Origin of the sequence: Streptomyces sp. Ru72, assembly GCF_002920635.1 — a bacterium.
Lineage (GTDB): Bacteria > Actinomycetota > Actinomycetes > Streptomycetales > Streptomycetaceae > Streptomyces.
The window spans coordinates 36450-52284 of sequence record NZ_PQSR01000033.1; the positions used below are offsets into that span (position 1 = coordinate 36450).

At 71.6% G+C, this 15835-nt stretch carries 15 protein-coding genes; 9 read left to right on the forward strand and 6 right to left on the reverse strand.

The window, feature by feature from the left end; genetic code table 11:
* Positions 1-427: 427 nt before the first annotated feature.
* The gene (locus C3488_RS17680; RefSeq protein WP_103840472.1) at positions 428-3412 is read left to right on the forward strand and encodes a BTAD domain-containing putative transcriptional regulator; all 2985 of its coding nucleotides are present in this window, start codon (positions 428-430) and stop codon (positions 3410-3412) included.
* A gap of 44 nt (positions 3413-3456) precedes the next feature.
* On the opposite strand, the gene C3488_RS17685 is transcribed toward C3488_RS17680, so the two are convergent.
* Both C3488_RS17685 and C3488_RS17690 read right to left on the reverse strand, forming a co-directional pair.
* Entirely contained in the window at positions 3457-5154 is a 1698-nt protein-coding gene (locus tag C3488_RS17685; RefSeq protein ID WP_103840474.1) for a bifunctional 3'-5' exonuclease/DNA polymerase, read from the reverse strand.
* 54 nt (positions 5155-5208) lie between these two features.
* The gene (locus C3488_RS17690; RefSeq protein WP_103840476.1) at positions 5209-5955 is read right to left on the reverse strand and encodes a Clp protease N-terminal domain-containing protein; all 747 of its coding nucleotides are present in this window, start codon (positions 5953-5955) and stop codon (positions 5209-5211) included.
* Between the two features lie 74 nt (positions 5956-6029).
* On the opposite strand from C3488_RS17690, the gene C3488_RS17695 reads away from it, so the two are divergent.
* A complete protein-coding gene (locus tag C3488_RS17695) occupies positions 6030-7157 on the forward strand; it encodes a DUF2786 domain-containing protein (protein WP_103840478.1) in 1128 nt (375 codons plus the stop codon).
* A gap of 10 nt (positions 7158-7167) precedes the next feature.
* Here the strand turns inward: C3488_RS17695 and C3488_RS17700 are convergent, their stop codons facing one another.
* Complete coding sequence (locus C3488_RS17700) at positions 7168-7734, reverse strand: DUF4232 domain-containing protein (protein WP_258053478.1); 567 nt, start codon at positions 7732-7734, stop codon at positions 7168-7170.
* A 136-nt stretch (positions 7735-7870) separates the two neighbouring features.
* Positions 7871-8386: a hypothetical protein gene (locus C3488_RS17705; RefSeq protein WP_181139062.1), complete on the reverse strand. Its 516-nt coding sequence runs from the start codon at positions 8384-8386 to the stop codon at positions 7871-7873.
* Positions 8387-8516: 130 nt separating this feature from the next.
* Between C3488_RS17705 and C3488_RS17710 the strand changes: the two genes are divergently transcribed.
* The 4 genes from C3488_RS17710 to C3488_RS17725 all read left to right on the forward strand — a co-directional run bounded on the left by C3488_RS17710 (position 8517) and on the right by C3488_RS17725 (position 10147).
* Complete coding sequence (locus tag C3488_RS17710; protein ID WP_103840480.1) at positions 8517-8888, forward strand: VOC family protein; 372 nt, start codon at positions 8517-8519, stop codon at positions 8886-8888.
* A gap of 10 nt (positions 8889-8898) precedes the next feature.
* Positions 8899-9258, forward strand: coding sequence for a helix-turn-helix transcriptional regulator (locus tag C3488_RS17715; RefSeq protein ID WP_103840482.1), 360 nt, complete (start codon positions 8899-8901; stop codon positions 9256-9258).
* Complete coding sequence (locus tag C3488_RS17720; RefSeq protein WP_103840484.1) at positions 9255-9716, forward strand: SRPBCC domain-containing protein; 462 nt, start codon at positions 9255-9257, stop codon at positions 9714-9716. Before C3488_RS17715 ends, C3488_RS17720 begins: the two co-directional genes overlap by 4 nt.
* Before the next feature lie 173 nt (positions 9717-9889).
* Positions 9890-10147: a DUF397 domain-containing protein gene (locus C3488_RS17725; RefSeq protein ID WP_103840486.1), complete on the forward strand. Its 258-nt coding sequence runs from the start codon at positions 9890-9892 to the stop codon at positions 10145-10147.
* A gap of 183 nt (positions 10148-10330) precedes the next feature.
* Here C3488_RS17725 and C3488_RS17730 read toward each other — a convergent pair whose 3' ends face one another.
* A complete protein-coding gene (locus C3488_RS17730; protein ID WP_374955427.1) occupies positions 10331-10819 on the reverse strand; it encodes an ATP-binding protein in 489 nt (162 codons plus the stop codon).
* 342 nt (positions 10820-11161) lie between these two features.
* Between C3488_RS17730 and C3488_RS17735 the strand changes: the two genes are divergently transcribed.
* The 3 genes from C3488_RS17735 to C3488_RS17745 all read left to right on the forward strand — a co-directional run bounded on the left by C3488_RS17735 (position 11162) and on the right by C3488_RS17745 (position 14238).
* Positions 11162-11998 carry a helix-turn-helix transcriptional regulator gene (locus C3488_RS17735; RefSeq protein WP_181139066.1) on the forward strand — a complete coding sequence of 279 codons (837 nt, stop codon included), beginning with the start codon at positions 11162-11164 and terminating at the stop codon, positions 11996-11998.
* A gap of 136 nt (positions 11999-12134) precedes the next feature.
* Entirely contained in the window at positions 12135-13598 is a 1464-nt protein-coding gene (locus tag C3488_RS17740) for an aldehyde dehydrogenase family protein (RefSeq protein ID WP_103840490.1), read from the forward strand.
* 100 nt (positions 13599-13698) lie between these two features.
* Positions 13699-14238 (forward strand): DinB family protein, encoded by a 540-nt coding sequence (locus tag C3488_RS17745; protein WP_103840492.1) that lies wholly within the window; start codon positions 13699-13701, stop codon positions 14236-14238.
* 21 nt (positions 14239-14259) lie between these two features.
* Here C3488_RS17745 and C3488_RS17750 read toward each other — a convergent pair whose 3' ends face one another.
* Positions 14260-15672: a glutamate decarboxylase gene (locus tag C3488_RS17750; RefSeq protein ID WP_103840494.1), complete on the reverse strand. Its 1413-nt coding sequence runs from the start codon at positions 15670-15672 to the stop codon at positions 14260-14262.
* Positions 15673-15835: the final 163 nt, after the last annotated feature.

A 15835-nucleotide genomic window follows, 5' to 3' on the forward strand; every position in this document is an offset into this window, starting at 1 on the left:
GGCCCACGCGCTCGCGGAGACGACGAAGGACCCGGTCGTTCACCTCCACCGACCGGGTCCTCGTGCGATCCCGGATCCGGCCACGGCGGCGACACTCCCCCGAGCTACGCGTGAACGCGCGCACCGTCGGGCCAGATCCGATGAAAGGATCACATCAGGCCACGCCAACAGATCGCTAACATGGGGCCAACGGCTGGCGAGGAAGCCGTGAGCTGGCCCGTTCCACGAGGAGTTGTGGGCCGGTCCGACGGGAACGCGCCGTTCGTCGACGCGATCCGACGCCGGGACGCGGCGGTCGGGCCGCGCGACCAGGCGTTGCGCGGCGGTCGTGCCGCACGGTGAAGGCGAGGCACGGCAAGCGTGCCATCGGGGTCCCCCCGCTCGGGCGAAGCCGAGAGCTCGGGGGAAGAAGGGCGACGGGGCGGCGATGCGGGACGGGCTGCGGTTCGGACTGCTGGGTCCGCCCGTCGTGTACGGCGCCGACGGCGAGGTGCGCACGATCGGCAGTGGCAAGGTGCGCGCCCTGCTGGCCGCGCTGCTGCTGGAGCCCGGCCGGGTGGTCTCGGTCGACGCCCTGAAGGACGCGCTCTGGGGCGGTGCGCCGCCGGCCTCCGCGCAGGCGTCCCTGCAGAACCACGTCACCCGGCTGCGCCGCCTGCTCGGCGACGACGGCCCCGAGCGCCTGCGCGCCGTGCCGCCCGGCTATCTGCTGCGCGTCGACGAGGGCGAGCTGGACGTGCGCGTCTTCGAGGAGCACCTCGTCGCTGCCCGCGCCGCGCACGCCGCTCGGGCCTGGGAGGACGCCCTGCGGGAGGCGTCCGCCGCGCTCGCGCTGTGGCGAGGTACCCCGCTCAGCGGGCTGCCTCACGAGACCGGAGCGCATGCGCTGGTGCAGCGGCTGCAGGAGGCGCGGCTGCTCGTCCTGGAGTGGCGGTACGACGCGGAACTGCGGCTCGGCGGGGCGCGGTTCGGGAGCCTCGTGCCGGAGCTGGCCGCGCTGGTCGCCGAGCATCCGCTGCGGGAGGGGTTCCACCGGCTGCTGATGCTGGCCCTGCACCGCACCGGCCGCCCGGCGGAGGCCCTGGCCGTCCACCGCGACCTGCGGGCCCGTCTCATCGAGGAGCTCGGCGTCGAGCCCGGCGCGGCAGTGCGGGAGGCGCATCTGGAGATCCTCCGGGAGGGGCGGGCCGCGACCGGCGACGGGACGGGAGCGGACGACAGGCGGGCGGACGACCCGTACGCCGAACGCCGCTTGGACACCGACCCCGCGAAAGCGCCCAGACCCGCCCAACTCCCGCCTGCGCCCGCGCACTTCACCGGCCGCGAAGCCGTCCGCGAGGACCTGCTGCGGTTTCTCGCCGCCGAACGCGACGCGCCCGGCATCGCCCTGGTCAGCGGTATGGCCGGGGTGGGCAAGAGCGCGCTCGCCCTGCATGTGGCGCATGGACTGCGGGAACGTTTCCCCGACGGTCAGCTCTACGTCAATCTGCACGGCGCCACCCCCGGCATGACCCCGCTCACCCCCGAGCAGGCGCTCGCCGCCCTGCTGCGCGACCTCGGCGCCGAGTCGCACCGCACCCCGGAACACCCCGACGCCGCCGCCTCGTTGCTCCGCTCGCTGCTCGCCCCGACCCGCACCCTGATGGTGCTGGACGACGCGGCGCACGCCGCCCAGGTGCGTCCGCTGCTGCCCGGCGGCCCGGGCTGTGCGGTGATCGTGACCAGCCGTTCCCCGCTCACCGCGCTCGACGGCGCGCACCGGGTCCCGCTCGCCCCGCTCAGCGACGAGGACAGCGCGGCCCTGCTGCGCGCGGTCTCCGGCCGGGACGGCCTGCACGCCGGGCACCCGCTCGTCGAACTCGCCGGGCGGCTCCCGCTCGCCCTGCGCATCGTGGCGGCGCGGCTCGCCGCCCGCCGCGCCCTCACCCCGGACATGCTGGCCGGTCAACTCGCCGCCACCGAGGGGCGGCTGCACCACCTTGAGTACGACGACCTGAGCGTGCGCCGGTCGCTCGCCGTCGCACACGACGCGCTGCGCGCCTCCGACCGCGAGGCCGACCGGGACGCGGCACGCGCCCTCGCCCGGATCGGCGCCCTCGACCTGCCCGGCTACGGCGCGCCGCTCCTCGCCCGGCTCCTCGGTGCCGATGAGCGCCGCGCCGAGGCCGCCCTGGACCGCCTGGTCGACGTAGCCCTGCTGGAGGAGACCGCCTACGGCCGGTACGCGCCGCACGACCTCGTCCGGGACTTCGCCCATGAGACCGTGGCGAGCGAACAGGGCGTCGAACCGGAGCGCTCCGGCGCCGAGGTCGCCCTGCGCTGGTACGCCGCGATGGCCACGCGCGCCCTCGAGGCGCTGGTCGAGCCGGGCACCGAGCGCACGGACCGGCTGCGGGCGACCCCCTCACAGCCCGGGACCCACACGGCGGACGTGGCGTCCGTGCCCGCCTTCGGCTCCGCTGAGGCCGCCGCCGACTGGATCGTCCTCGAACTCGAGAACATCGTCGCCCTGGTGGAGCGTCACGCGGACACCTCCGCGTATGTGCCGCTGCTCGTCCGCATGATCACCTCCCCCCTGCAGCGCCGTGGCCGCGTCGCCGAGTCGGAGGCGCTCGTACGCGCCGCCCTCCGCGGGGCGCGGGGCCTGGCGGACGCACCGGCGGAGGCCTACGCGCTGCTGGACATGGCCGGGGTGCAGTTCCTGAAGGGCCGGGGCAACGACGCGCTCGTCCTGTTGGACGAGGCGCTGGAGATCTGGCGGCGGCTCGGCGATCTCTCCTGCCTGTGCCGTGGCCTGAACAACCGGGGGCTGCTGCTGGGGGTCCTCGGGCGGTACGAGGAGTCCGGTGAGGCGCTCAGGCGGTGCCTGGAGTACACGCGTGTGCTCGACGACCCGATGCAGGAGGCCATCACCTACAGCAACCTCGGCAACCTGTACGAGCACACGGACCCGCGGGGCGCCATCGGCCACCACCGCCGCAGCCTGGAGATCGGCGAGCGGATCGGCCATGTGATCATCCGTCACTCCGCGCACTGCAACATGGGCTTCGCCCATCTGGCGCTCGGCGAACCGGACGCCGCCGTACCCCACTTCGAGGAGAGCCTGCGCATCCTCGGCGGGCACGGCCACTGGCAGGGCGAGTCCCAGACCCGTCTTGGCCTGGTGCGGGCGCTGCGGGATCGGGGGGACGCCGGGCGCGCCGCGCGCGAGTGCGATGTGCTGCTGTGCCTCGCCGCCCGGCGCGGCGACCGCTACACCGAAGGGCTCGCCCGCCACCAGCGGGGCCTGCTGTGCCGGGCCGAGGGCGACGCCGAGCAGGCCCGCCGGCAGTGGGAGGCGGCCCTGTCGGCCCTGGAGCGCACGGACAGTCCGGTGGCGGGGGAGCTGAGGGAACTGCTGGCGGAGGGGTGAGACCGGACGGGTGCCGCCACTCGGCTCCTCGGTTCGCGCCGCCCTCACTTGGCGTCCGCGTAGCACTCCACCACGGCCGTCGTGAACGGGATCCGTACCGGAGTCTCGCCGAACGTCAGCCGCATCGCCAGGTCCGACGCCTCCTGGATGGCCGCGGCCACCGTCTCCGCCTCCTTCGCCGGGCAGTGCACGATCACCTCGTCGTGCTGGAAGAAGACCAACTCGGCGGCGAGGCCCGCGCAGGCGCGGCGGAGCGCGGCGAGCATCAGCAGCGCCCAGTCGGCGGCGCTGCCCTGCACCACGAAGTTGCGTGCGAAGCGGCCACGGGCGCGGGAGTTGAGGGAGGCGTAGCCCGGCATCCACTGCTGGGGTTCGTCGGTCGGGGCCGGTGCCGTGTCCTCCTGCGGAATGCCCGCTTCCTCCGCAGCGTCGTCGGACGCCCCGGCCGCCGGCGGCGACGTACGCCCGAGCCAGGTGCGCACCAGCCGGCCCTCCTCGCCGGCGCGGGCCGCGTCGTCGACGTAGGCGACGGCCTGGGGGAAGCGGCGGCGCAGCGCGGCGAGGTTCTTCAGGCCGTCGCCGGACGTCTGGCCGTAGATCGCGCCGAGCACGGCGAGCTTGGCCTGGGCGCGGTCGCCGGAGAACGCCCGGTCGGACACCGACTGGTAGAGATCGGCGTCGCGGCCGGCGACCTCCATGAACGCCGGGTCCCGGGAGATGGCGGCCAGGACGCGCGGCTCCATCTGGGCGGCGTCGGCCACGACCAGCCGCCGGCCGGGGTCGGCGACCACGGCGCGCCGGATGACCTTGGGGATCTGCAGGGCTCCACCGCCGTTGGTGACCCAGCGGCCGGTGACCGTGCCGCCCGGCAGGTACTCGGGGCGGAAGCGGCCGTCGCGCACCCAGTCCTGGAGCCAGGACCAGCCGTGGGCGACCCAGATGCGGTAGAGCTTCTTGTATTCGAGGAGCGGCTTCACCGCGGGGTGGTCGACGGACTGGAGCTCCCAGCGGCGGGTGGAGCGCACCTTGACCCCGGCCTGGGCGAACGCCTTGACGATGTCCGCGGGCAGGTCAGGGCGGACACGGCGCCCGAAGGCGGCGGACACCTCGTCGGCCAGTTCGGCGAGGCGCCGGGGCTCGCCCCCGCCCGCGTACCGCTCGCCGAGCAGCTCGTGCAGCACCTCGCGGTGGATGTCCGCGCGCCACGGCAGGCCGGCGTGGTGCATGTCGGCGGCCACCAGCATGCCGGCCGATTCGGCGGCGGTGAGCAGCCGCATGCGGTCCGGGTGCGTGGTGGTGTCGTGTCGCCGCTGCTGGTCGGCGTAGACCTCGACGAGGTCCTTCAGGGGGACGTGGACGGGGCTCGGCTCGAACAGGGAGGACTGTGAGCCGGGCTCGGCGGAGCGCGGCGGCGGATCGGGCGGTACGGGGCCGCCGCGCAGCCGGGCCAGCGCGGCGGCGGCCGACCGGGGCTCGCCGAGGCGTCCCTCGTGGCCGAGGAGGAGGGCCTCGGCGGCCTCGACGTCGTAGCACCGGTCGACTCGCACCCCCGTGGCGAGCAGACGTGGCTGGACGTCGGCGGTGGACCGCCACACCCACCGGGTGACCTCCGGCCGTGTGCGCACGGCCTCTGCGAGGTCCTCCTCCTTGACCACCGGCCCGGCGAGCAACCCGTCCGGGCCGAGGGCGGCGACCTCCACGCCACCGTCCCCGGCCGGAGCGAGAGCCCAGCGCCCGGTCATGTCTTCGAGTGTGGCAGGGGGGTCTGACAGTGCGCGCCGACCTGCGGAAACGCCTTATCGGTCCTTCTTCTCGCGGGCCTTGAGGGCGTCGGTGATGTCGGTCAGCTCCTTGCTGACGTTCTCCTCGGCCGTCGCCTTGTCGATGCCGAGACCGCTGAGCGGTCCCTCGCCGTTCTCCAGCTCGAGGAGCGCGAGCAGGATGTGCTCGGTGCCGATGTAGTTGTGGCCCAGACGCAGAGCCTCGCGGAACGTCAGCTCCAGGGCCTTCTTGGCGGCGGGGGCGTAGGGGACGAGTTCCGGGACCTGCTCGGCGGGGGCCGGGAGCGCCGCCGAGGCCGCCTCGTGCACCGCCTCCAGGGAGACGCCCTGCGCGATGATCGCCTTGGCCGCGAGGCCCTCGGGCTCGGCGAGCAGACCCAGGACGATGTGTGCGGGGACGGTCTCCGCGTTGCCGGTCTCCTTGGCCGCGTTGTGCGCCGCCACGACCACGTTCCGCGCGCGGGGGGTGTAGCGGCTGAACCCCTGGCTGGGGTCGAGGTCCGCGGACTCCTTGGGCACGAAGCGCTTCTGGGCCGCCTGCCGGGTGACGCCCATGCTCTTGCCGATCTCGGTCCAGGAGGCGCCCGAACGCCGGGCCTGGTCCACGAAGTGGCCGATCAGGTGGTCGGCCACGTCGCCGAGGTGCTCCCCGGCGATCACGGCGTCCTGGAGCTGCTCCAGGGCGTCGCTGTGGACCTTCTTGATGGCGTCGATGAGGTCGTCGAGACGCAGGTTCGCTGAGATGTAGGGATTCACCGTCATGCGTCAACCGTAAGTTGACAGTCGAGGAGTGTCAACCCGAAGTTGACAACTGCCCCCGTGCCACGATCGACTCTGTGAGTACGACGACCACCGTGGACCGCGCGTTGCGAGCAGCCCTCTACGACGACACCGACGCCGCCCTCGACGCCGGTGCCTCACTGCTCGCCGCCGACCCCGCGGCCGACGGGGAACTCACCCGCCGTGGGCAGGAGTTCGTCGCGGCCGCCTGGCGGCGCGGCTGGCAGCCCGCCGACGTCGTGCGTCTCGTGCGCCGCCGGCTGGACGACACCCACGTGCACCTGGTGTCCGCGCTGATCCGCGCGGAGGCGGGGGAACGTCCGGCTCCGAGCCCGCGCTGGGCCGCCCAGCTCGAGGAGCTCGACCCGGAACCTCCGCGCCTCGCCGACCGTTTCTCCCACGCCACCGCAGTCCTGGAGCTGTACCGCCTGCTGCTGCGCCTGCCCGCCCTCGAACCTCTCGACCAGGCCCGGCCCTCCGCCGCCCCGCGGCAGCCGGAGTCGCGCATGCTCACCCGCATCCGCGCCCTGCTCGCCAAGGCGGAGGCGACCGGATACCCCGAGGAGGCCGAGGCGCTCAGCGCCAAGGCGCAGGAACTGATGGCCCGGCACAGCATCGACGAGGCGCTGCTCGCGGCCCGCACGCACACCGGGGACGTGCCCGGCGCCTGCCGCATAGGCGTCGATCCGCCGTACGAGACGGCCAAGGCGGTGCTCCTGGACGCCGTGGCCGCCGCGAACCGCTGCCGGGCCGTGTGGCACGACGCGCTCGGCTTCTCCACGGTCGTGGGCTTCGAACCCGACCTGGAGGCTGTCGAACTCCTCTACACCTCGCTGCTGGTGCAGGCCACCACCGCTCTGACGAAGGCGGAGGCGGCGCAGCGCAAGGGCGGCCGGAAGCGCACGAAGACGTTCCGGCAGTCGTTCCTGGCCGCGTACGCGCACCGCATCGGCGACCGGCTCCGTGCCGCCGCCGAGGGGGCCGAGGGAGAGGTGGTCGGCGGCGAGGGCGAGTTGCTGCCGGTGCTCGCCGCCCGGGACGTCGCCGTCGCGGACCGCATGGAAGAGATGTTCCCCGACACGGTCACCACCCGGCTGCGCGGTGTCAGCGACGCGGCCGGATGGGAGCAGGGAGCCGCGGCCGCCGACCGTGCCCAGGTGACGGGGCGGCCCCGGCTCCCCTGAAACGGTCGCGTCAGTCGCCCGCGACCTGGATCGGGCTCACCGAGGCGTCCGGGGTCTTCCCGCCCTTCAGCGTGACCTCGCCGTACGACCACGGGTAGCTGTGCGCGTCGCCGGCGCCCGGGACGGTGATCTTCACGTTCTTCGCCGCCGCGCTGTCGGTGCCGCCGGTCTTCCCGCGCACGTATGTGATCGTGAAGGTCGCGGTGTCGCCCTTCTGCAGCGTCACCTTGTCCGGGTTCGCGCCCTCCTGGTCGGGCACCTTCCAGCCGGTGTCCCCGCCGGTCAGCTCGATGGCCGGGAAGCCCTGGAAGGTGCACGGACGGCTGCCGTCGTTGGTGAGGGTGACCGGGACGTTGCCGGTGTCACCGGCGGTGGTGGCGGCGTTGGCGGGGCCGACCTTGATGCCGAGGGTGCACTCGGCGGTGTTCTTGCTCTTGCCGCTGTCGCCGCTCTTGTCGGCGCTGCCGCTCTTGCTGCTGTCACAGGCGGTCAGCGCCAGGGCCGCCACGAGGGCGGTGACGGCGAGACGGACGGGAAGGGCGCGCATCGGGCTCCTCTGGTTCGTGATGGTGCTCATGGATCATCACGCAGGCGTGCGGACTCCCTTTGCGCGCCCTCCCCTTACACGGGCGCCGTCGGCCACGGTTGTCGCGATTCGCCCCGTATGCCTCCCTCCGCCGGTCCGGATCCGTACCGCGGTGAAAGGGGAGTCGTCACGACCCCAGGCTCGCCGTCGGGAACCCGCTCGGGAGCTTGCCGCCCTCCGCCTTGGTGTACGTCTCGGTGCCGGCGCCACCCTCCCATGTCACCTTCATGCTGCTGGAGTTGACCGAGTCGACCATGCCGGTGCTGCGGCTCTTGCCGCCGCCGGTGCACTTGAGGTGGATCATCTGCATGCCCGCCTCCTCGCCCGCCGTCCCGCTGCACACGGTCCCGCCCGTCGCGAAGAGGCCGGCCTGCCTGCCGTTGATCACCAGGGCCACGGCCTTCCCGCCGGACGTGGCCAGCCAGCTCCCCTCCAGCTTCCCGGCCTTCCCCGACGAGGAGGCGGAGCTCCCGCCGCTGTCCGCGGAGGGCGAGGAGGGGGACACGCTGGGCGTGGCCGACGCCTCACCGCCCGAGGTGCCGGAGCCGCCGCTGCAGCCGGTCAGCATGAGTGCCGCCGCACAACCCGCGGCCGCGAGCGCGACGCGGGGCTGCCGAGGCGTGACATGGGTCGCCGTGGTCACTGAAGTCTCCCAGGGGTGCCGATGACGTCGTGGGACGGCCGCTGGCAAGCTACCAGGACATCGGCGACCCCCATAGGTAGGGGATCTCCTACGTTTGACGGGTAGGAGATCCCCTACCTATTGTGCGTCCATGACCGTCACGCACGCTTCCTTCGTCACCCTCCCCGTCACCGATCAGGACCGCGCCCTGCGCTTCTACACCGACGTCCTCGGGTTCCGGGTCACCGCGGACCTGGACGTTCCGCAGGGGCGCTGGCTCCAGGTCGCCCCCGAGGGCGCGCAGACCGTCTTCACGCTGTCCGGGCCGGGGATGGGTGGTTTCGAGCCCGGCAGCGCCCGGGGGATCATGTTGGTCACGACCGATGTCGACGCCGACTGCGCCCGCCTGGCGGAGGCGGGGGTCTGCGTGCAGGGCCCGGACGACCTCCCCTGGGGCCGGATGGCGTCCTTCCGGGACCCGGACGGCAACGGTCTGATGCTGCTGACGGAGGCTCACGGATAGGAAGACCGCCATGACCACGACGGGGGCCGGGGCGGGCACCGCCGCCGAGGACCGCGTCTTCGCCGCGCTCGCCAACGCCACGCGCCGCGAGGTGCTGCGCCTGCTGCGAGAGAAGGGGCCGCAGCCCGTCCAGGCCCTGGCCGACCACTTCGCCATGCGCCGCCCGAGTCTGTCGGAGCATCTGAAGGTGTTGCGTGAGGCCGGTCTCGTCTCCGAGCAGCGCTCCGGACGGCAGCGCGTCTACCGCCTCGAGGCCGCGCCGCTCGCCGAGGTTCAGGACTGGCTCCATCCGTACGAGCGGTTCTGGCGCGAGGCGCTGAAGGGCCTCGGCGATCTGCTCGACCGTATGCCCGACGATGACCGGCCATGAGCACCGCAGACGACGACGATCTCACCACCGTCCGTGTCGAGCAGTTCCTGCCGCATCCGCCCGCCAAGGTCTGGCGCGCGCTCACCGAGCCGGCACTGCTCGCCCGGTGGCAGATGCCCGGCAGCGAGAACTTCCGGCTCGAGGTCGGCCACCGCTACACGATGACCTCGGTGCCGCGGCCCAATGCGCGCTTCTCCGGCACCGTCGAGGTGCGGGTTCTCGCCTACGAGCCGGAACGGATGCTGCGCGTCCGCTGGGCCGACGCCGACCCCGGCAACCCCGCGGACTGGACGATCACGTGGACATTGGAACAGGAAGGCCGTGGAACGCGTCTCTTCCTAGTGCACGAAGGGTTCGACCCGGACGACCCGGCACAGATGACGGCGCGGAAGATCATGCACGGGGGCTGGAGCTCGCATGTGGTGCGAGCTCTGGGGCAGACGCTTGACCGACTGTAGCCAGACCACAGCCAGAGCGTAGTCAAGGAACTGTAAAAGCTGTAACCGCAGGACCACCCCGCGTGCACGTGCATCTGCTCCTGCATCTGCACGTGAACGGGGTTATGATCCGGGGCAGTTGACCGCCACATCAAATGGCCATACCAGCCACTGCACCACCCGGGGAGCGACCTGTGGACCACGACGTGTGCTACGTGGACGACGTGTACAACGGCATGGCTGCGACAGAGCTGGAGGGAGTGGCCTGGCAGAAGAGCCGGCACAGCAACTCCCAGGGGTCATGCGTGGAGTTCGCCCGGCTGCCCGGGGGAGAGGTGGCGGTGCGCAACTCGCGCTTCCCCGACGGGCCCGCGCTGGTCTACACCCGCGCGGAGATCCAGGCGATGCTGCTGGGCATCAAGGACGGGGAGTTCGACCACCTGATCGCGTGACACGCCGCACCGGTCCCCACCCGGTGGATCGGGGGAGCGGCGGACGTCTCCCGTCGTGACAGGGCTGGTTCGGTGGCGCGTGGAGACGCGCAGGTACGCAACCAGCGCAAGCCTGCGGCGACTCGGGACGCCGCAGGCGTGTAACACGCGTAGAACTTCGGCACCCGAAAGTGCCGTGGGGCATCACTCAGGACACACCTGCGCCGGCGGCAGCCGGAACAGCGCCCAGACCACCTTGCCGCTCAGGGTGCCCGCCAGCGGGTGCCAGCCCCAGCTGTCCGCGAACGATTCGACGAGGAACAGCCCGCGGCCCGACTCGGCCGAGAAGTCCTCCGAGTCGCCCGCGACCGGACTGTCGTGGCTGGGGTCGCGCACCGCGCACACCAGACGCGTGGTCCAGCGCATGAGGTGGAGTCGCACCGGCGGGTCCTGCTCGCCCGGGCGCACGGCGCAGGCCGGCAGGGCATGGCGCAGGGCGTTGGTCACGAGTTCGGAGACCACCAGGCAGACGTCGTCGAAACGCTCGCCCACATCCCACTGCCCGAGCGTGGCCCGGGTGAACCGCCGTGCCTCGCGCACCGCTTCGAGGCGGGCGGGCAGGGCACAGGAGGCGGCGCTGGACACGGCCGCGGGATCGAGCGGCGGAAGTCCCTGCCGTAAGGGCTCGAGCATGGTCGATCCATTCGTCCCCATGCGAGGCACTCCCGGGTGTTCGCGGTCGTGGCGATGCAGCGGTGGCGCGGAACCATGGTTTCGGATGAGCCAACCAGATGCAAGGGCAGATGCACGTGCACGCGCCGGAATTGGCCGCTCCCGCACCGTTTCCCCTTATTTCTTCAGCCACTTTCTTCCCTCCCGCTTGCCCTCCCTCAACTCCCCCTGCGCCTCATCCTTGTCTCCTTTCTATTTCTGTAACCGCACGAGTACAGCTCGGAGTGTTTTAGTGGCAGACTGCGCGATCTGAAGGACGTTGGGGAGGCTGACGAAGTGAGCGCTGGGGACTCGAGCGGTTCGGTGGTGCGGCGCATTCTGCTGGGATCCCACCTCAGGCGCCTGCGGGAGACACGCGGCATCACCAGGGAGCAGGCCGGCTACTCGATCCGCGCCTCCGAGTCGAAGATCAGCCGCATGGAGTTGGGACGGGTGAGCTTCAAGACGCGGGATGTCGAGGACCTGTTGACGTTGTACGGGATCACCGACGAAGCCGAACGCACGTCCCTGCTCTCCCTCGCGAAGGAGGCCAACGTCGCGGGGTGGTGGCACAGTTACTCGGACGTCCTGCCCAACTGGTTCCCGACCTACGTCGGCCTGGAGGGTGCGGCGCACCTGATCCGGTCCTACGAGGTCCAGTTCGTGCACGGCCTGCTGCAGACCGAGGCGTACGCGCACGCGGTGGTCTCCCGGGGCATGAAGGGCGCGAGCGCCGAGGACATCGACCGCCGGGTGGCGCTGCGCCTCGAGCGGCAGAAGTACCTCGTCTCGGAGAACGCCCCGCAGTTCCACGTCGTCCTCGACGAGGCCGCACTGCGCCGCCCCTACGGCGACCGGCAGGTGATGCGCGGCCAGCTGCAGCATCTGATCGACCTCTCCGAACGCCCCAACGTACGGCTGCAGGTCATGCCGTTCAGCTTCGGCGGGCACTCCGGCGAGAGCGGTTCCTTCACGATTCTCAGCTTCTCGGAGTCCGACCTGTCCGACGTGGTGTACATGGAACAGCTCTCCAGCGCGCTCTACCTGGACAAACGCGAGGACGTGACCCAGTACGAGGCCGCGATGAAGGAGCTGCAGCAGGACAGCCCCGGCCCGGACGAAAGCCGCGATCTGCTGCGGGGGCTGCTCCAGCTTTCCTGAGGCCCTACCGGGAGTATCCCCAGGAGCCCTCCAACTCCCAGCTGACGCAAGTACGATGACGCGCGATCAGGCCGTGACGTGAGCGCGGGTGCGGAAACGGGTGTCTGCTTCGGCTGCAAAGGGATTGAGGGATCACATGTCGTCGTCCTACTTCACCGATCTGGCTCGGCAGTACATCGGCGGTGAGTGGCGCCCCGGCACCGGCTCCTGGGACATCATCGACTTCAACCCGTACGACGGCGAGAAGCTGGCGTCGATCACGATAGCCACGGTCGACGAGGTCGACGAGGCCTACCGGGCCGCCGCGGCCGCGCAGAAGGAGTGGGCCGCCACCAACCCCTACGTCCGCCGGGCGGTGTTCGAGAAGGCGCTCGGGCTCCTGGAGGACCGCGAGGCCGAGATCGCCGAGGCGATCATCGCCGAGCTGGGCGGCACCCGGCTGAAGGCCGCCTTCGAGCTGCACCTCGCCAAGGAGTTCCTGCGCGAGTCGATCCAGCTGGTGCTGCGCCCCGAGGGCAAGATCCTCGCCTCGCCCGTCGACAGCAAGGAGAACCGCCTCTACCGCGTGCCCGTGGGTGTCGTCGGTGTGATCAGCCCGTTCAACTTCCCGTTCCTGCTGGCGATCAAGTCGGTCGCCCCGGCGCTCGCGCTCGGCAACGGCGTCGTCCTCAAGCCGCACCAGGACACGCCGGTCGTCGGCGGCTCCCTGGTCGCCAGGATCTTCGAGGACGCGGGGCTCCCGGGCGGGCTGCTCAACGTGGTGATCACCGACATAGCGGAGATAGGCGACGCGTTCCTCGAGCACCCGATCCCGAAGGTGATCTCCTTCACCGGCTCCGACAAGGTCGGCCGCCATGTCGCGACCGTCTGCGCCGCCCACTTCAAGCGCTCGGTCCTGGAACTGGGCGGCAACAGCGCGCTGGTGGTCCTTGACGACGCGGACGTCGACTACGCGGTCGACGCGGCCGTCTTCAGCCGGTACGTGCACCAGGGCCAGGTCTGCATGGCCGCCAACCGCGTCCTGGTGGACCGCTCGCTGCTGGCGGAGTTCACCGAGAAGTTCGTCGCCAAGGTGAAGTCGCTGAAGGCGGGCGACCCGCGCGACGCGGAGACCGTGATCGGCCCGGTCATCAACTCCTCGCAGGCGGACGCGATCACCGGTGTGGTGCGGCAGGCGATCGCCGAGGGCGCCACGGCGCTGGTGCACGGCGCGACCACCGACAACCTGGTCGAGCCGACCGTCCTCACGGACGTCCCCGCCGGCTCCCCCATCCTGCGGCAGGAGATCTTCGGCCCGGTCGCGCTGCTCATCCCCTTCGACGGCGAGGAGGAGGCCGTCCGCCTCGTCAACGACACCCCGTACGGCCTCAGCGGCGCCGTCCACACCTCCGACGTCGAGCGCGGTGTCGCCTTCGCCCAGCAGATCGACACGGGCATGTTCCACGTGAACGACGGCACGGTCCACGACGAGCCACTGGTCCCGTTCGGCGGCGAGAAGAACTCGGGCATCGGCCGGCTGAACGGCGAGACGACGGTGGACGCGTTCACCACGCTGAAGTGGATCTCGATCCAGCACGGGCGGAGCGCGTTCCCCTTCTAGTTCCCGCGCAAGTGGCGGACCCTTGCGGACAGAAGCTGACCGCAAGGGCCCGTAGCGTCGTACGTGTCAGGGAGAACCGGACCGACGAAGGGCGGCAGCCATGGTCACGCACGTACGAGCCGAGGCACAGGGAGACGAGCGAGGGGCGCTGCTGTCGTTCCTGGAAGAGCAGCGCGGGGGGATCCGCCGGGCGGTGCTGGGACTGACGGAGGAGCAGGCCAGGACCCGCCCGAGCGCCAGTGAGCTGTCCCTGGGCGGCCTGCTGAAGCATGTCGCCGAGGTCGAACAGACCTGGGTCGCCCGGGCCAAGGGGGAGCCCCCCGCGGTCAAGCGGGACGAGTCGAACTGGCACGAGTGTTTCCAGCTCCTCGACGGCGAGACGGTCGCCTCGCAGCTCGCGTACTGGGAGGAGGTCGCGGCCGGGACCGAGGCGTTCATCCGCGCCGTGCCGAGCCTCGACGACACCTTCGCACTGCCGAACGACCCCTGGTTCCCGCCGGACGAGCGGGTCTCGATGCGCTGGCTGATGCTCCACCTGATCCGCGAGACGGCCCGGCACGCGGGGCACGCGGACATCCTCCGGGAGTCGCTCGACGGGAAAACGGCGTTCGAACTGGTGGCCCTGGCGCAGGCGGGGTGAGCCAGGCCGGCGAGCGGCGGCTCAGTGGTGGAAGCTCGTGGCCGCCTCCTTGTCACGGGTCAGCGGGTGCGGCTGGCGCCTGAGTTCGGGCAGCAGGCGGGTCAGGTCCTCGAGGAACAGGTCCGCCAGGTCCGTCGAGAAGCCGTTGCGGCACACGATGCGCAGGACGGACAGGTCCTGCCGGTTGGCGGGGAAGGTGTACGCGGGCACCAGCCAGCCGTACTCGCGAAGCCGCCGCGAGACGTCGAAGACGTCGTACGCCTCCACGTCCGGCGCCGTCGTGAAGGCGAACACCGGCAGCTCGTCGCCGCGGGTGAGGAGCCGGAAGTCGCCGAGCGACTCCACCCGCTCGGCGAGGCCCCGCGCGACGTTCCGTGTGGTCTGCTGGACCGCCCGGTACCCTTCCCGGCCGAGCCGCAGGAAGGTGTAGTACTGCGCGGCCACCTGGGCCCCGGGCCGGGAGAAGTTCAGCGCGAAGGTCGGCATGTCGCCGCCCAGGTAGTTGACGCGGAAGACGAGTTCCTCGGGCAGGGCCTCTTCGTCCCGCCACAGCGCCCAGCCCACGCCCGGGTAGACCAGCCCGTACTTGTGCCCGGAGGTGTTGATCGACGCGACCCTCGGCAGCCGGAAGTCCCACACCAGGTCCTCGTCGAGGAACGGCGCGATCATGGCTCCGGAGGCGCCGTCCACGTGCACGGGGACGTCTAGACCGGTGCGCTCCTGGAGGGCGTCCAGGGCCGCGCACAGCTCCGCGATCGGCTCGTAGGAACCGTCGAAGGTGGAGCCGAGGATGCCGACGACGCCGATCGTGTTCTCGTCGCACAGGTCGGCGGCGGCCTGCGGATCGATGTGGAACCGGTCGCCCTCCATGGGCACCTGGCGCGCCTCGACCTCCCAGAAGTTGCAGAACTTCTCCCAGCAGACCTGCACGTTCACACCCATCACCAGGTTCGGACGGACGTTGCCGGACGGGTAGCGGTCCGCGTTGCGCCGCGCCCAGCGCCGCTTCAGCGCCATCCCGGCGAGCATGCACGCCTCGCTGGACCCGGTCGTCGAACAGCCGACGGCCGCCTCCGGGTGCGGCGCGTTCCACAGGTGGGCGAGCATCGCCACACAGCGGCGCTCCAGCTCGGCGGTGCGCGGGTACTCGTCCTTGTCGATCATGTTCTTGTCCCGGCACTCGTTCATCAGCACGCCGGCCTGGGGCTCCATCCAGGTGGTGACGAAGGTGGCGAGGTTCAGCCGCGAGTTGCCGTCCAGCATCAGTTCGTCGTGGACCAGTTGGTAGGCGGTCGTGGGCAGCATCGGGCCCGCGGGCAGCCGGTGCCTGGGCGGCGCCTCGGTCATCTCGACGACCGGATTGGCCTCCCCGTAGAAGGGGTTCATCGACCTCGGGCGCTCTTCGGGTGTCCCCGGGCCAGTGTGGAGCGGCATGGCGTTGCGTCTCCCATCGCGTAGGCGGAGCCGGTGATGCTTCGGTTTCCTGTCGCCGGTCTCGTCGGTTCAACGAATCATGGTTCCGTCCGCGTGCGGGCTCCTCCCCTTGCACCTCACGCGACGTGAGGCCCGAGGCTGAGGCACGTACCCAGAAGGGAGC

What these genes read in the sequence shown, in the direction of transcription:
- C3488_RS17680 (WP_103840472.1), top strand. Translation starts at nt 428, where the DNA reads ATGCGGGACGGGCTGCGGTTCGGACTGCTGGGTCCGCCCGTCGTGTAC.
- C3488_RS17685 (WP_103840474.1), bottom strand. Translation starts at nt 5,154, where the DNA reads ATGACCGGGCGCTGGGCTCTCGCTCCGGCCGGGGACGGTGGCGTGGAG.
- C3488_RS17690 (WP_103840476.1), bottom strand. Translation starts at nt 5,955, where the DNA reads ATGACGGTGAATCCCTACATCTCAGCGAACCTGCGTCTCGACGACCTC.
- C3488_RS17700 (WP_258053478.1), bottom strand. Translation starts at nt 7,734, where the DNA reads ATGAGCACCATCACGAACCAGAGGAGCCCGATGCGCGCCCTTCCCGTC.
- C3488_RS17710 (WP_103840480.1), top strand. Translation starts at nt 8,517, where the DNA reads ATGACCGTCACGCACGCTTCCTTCGTCACCCTCCCCGTCACCGATCAG.
- C3488_RS17715 (WP_103840482.1), top strand. Translation starts at nt 8,899, where the DNA reads ATGACCACGACGGGGGCCGGGGCGGGCACCGCCGCCGAGGACCGCGTC.
- C3488_RS17720 (WP_103840484.1), top strand. Translation starts at nt 9,255, where the DNA reads ATGAGCACCGCAGACGACGACGATCTCACCACCGTCCGTGTCGAGCAG.
- C3488_RS17730 (WP_374955427.1), bottom strand. Translation starts at nt 10,819, where the DNA reads ATGCTCGAGCCCTTACGGCAGGGACTTCCGCCGCTCGATCCCGCGGCC.
- C3488_RS17740 (WP_103840490.1), top strand. Translation starts at nt 12,135, where the DNA reads ATGTCGTCGTCCTACTTCACCGATCTGGCTCGGCAGTACATCGGCGGT.
- C3488_RS17745 (WP_103840492.1), top strand. Translation starts at nt 13,699, where the DNA reads ATGGTCACGCACGTACGAGCCGAGGCACAGGGAGACGAGCGAGGGGCG.
- C3488_RS17750 (WP_103840494.1), bottom strand. Translation starts at nt 15,672, where the DNA reads ATGCCGCTCCACACTGGCCCGGGGACACCCGAAGAGCGCCCGAGGTCG.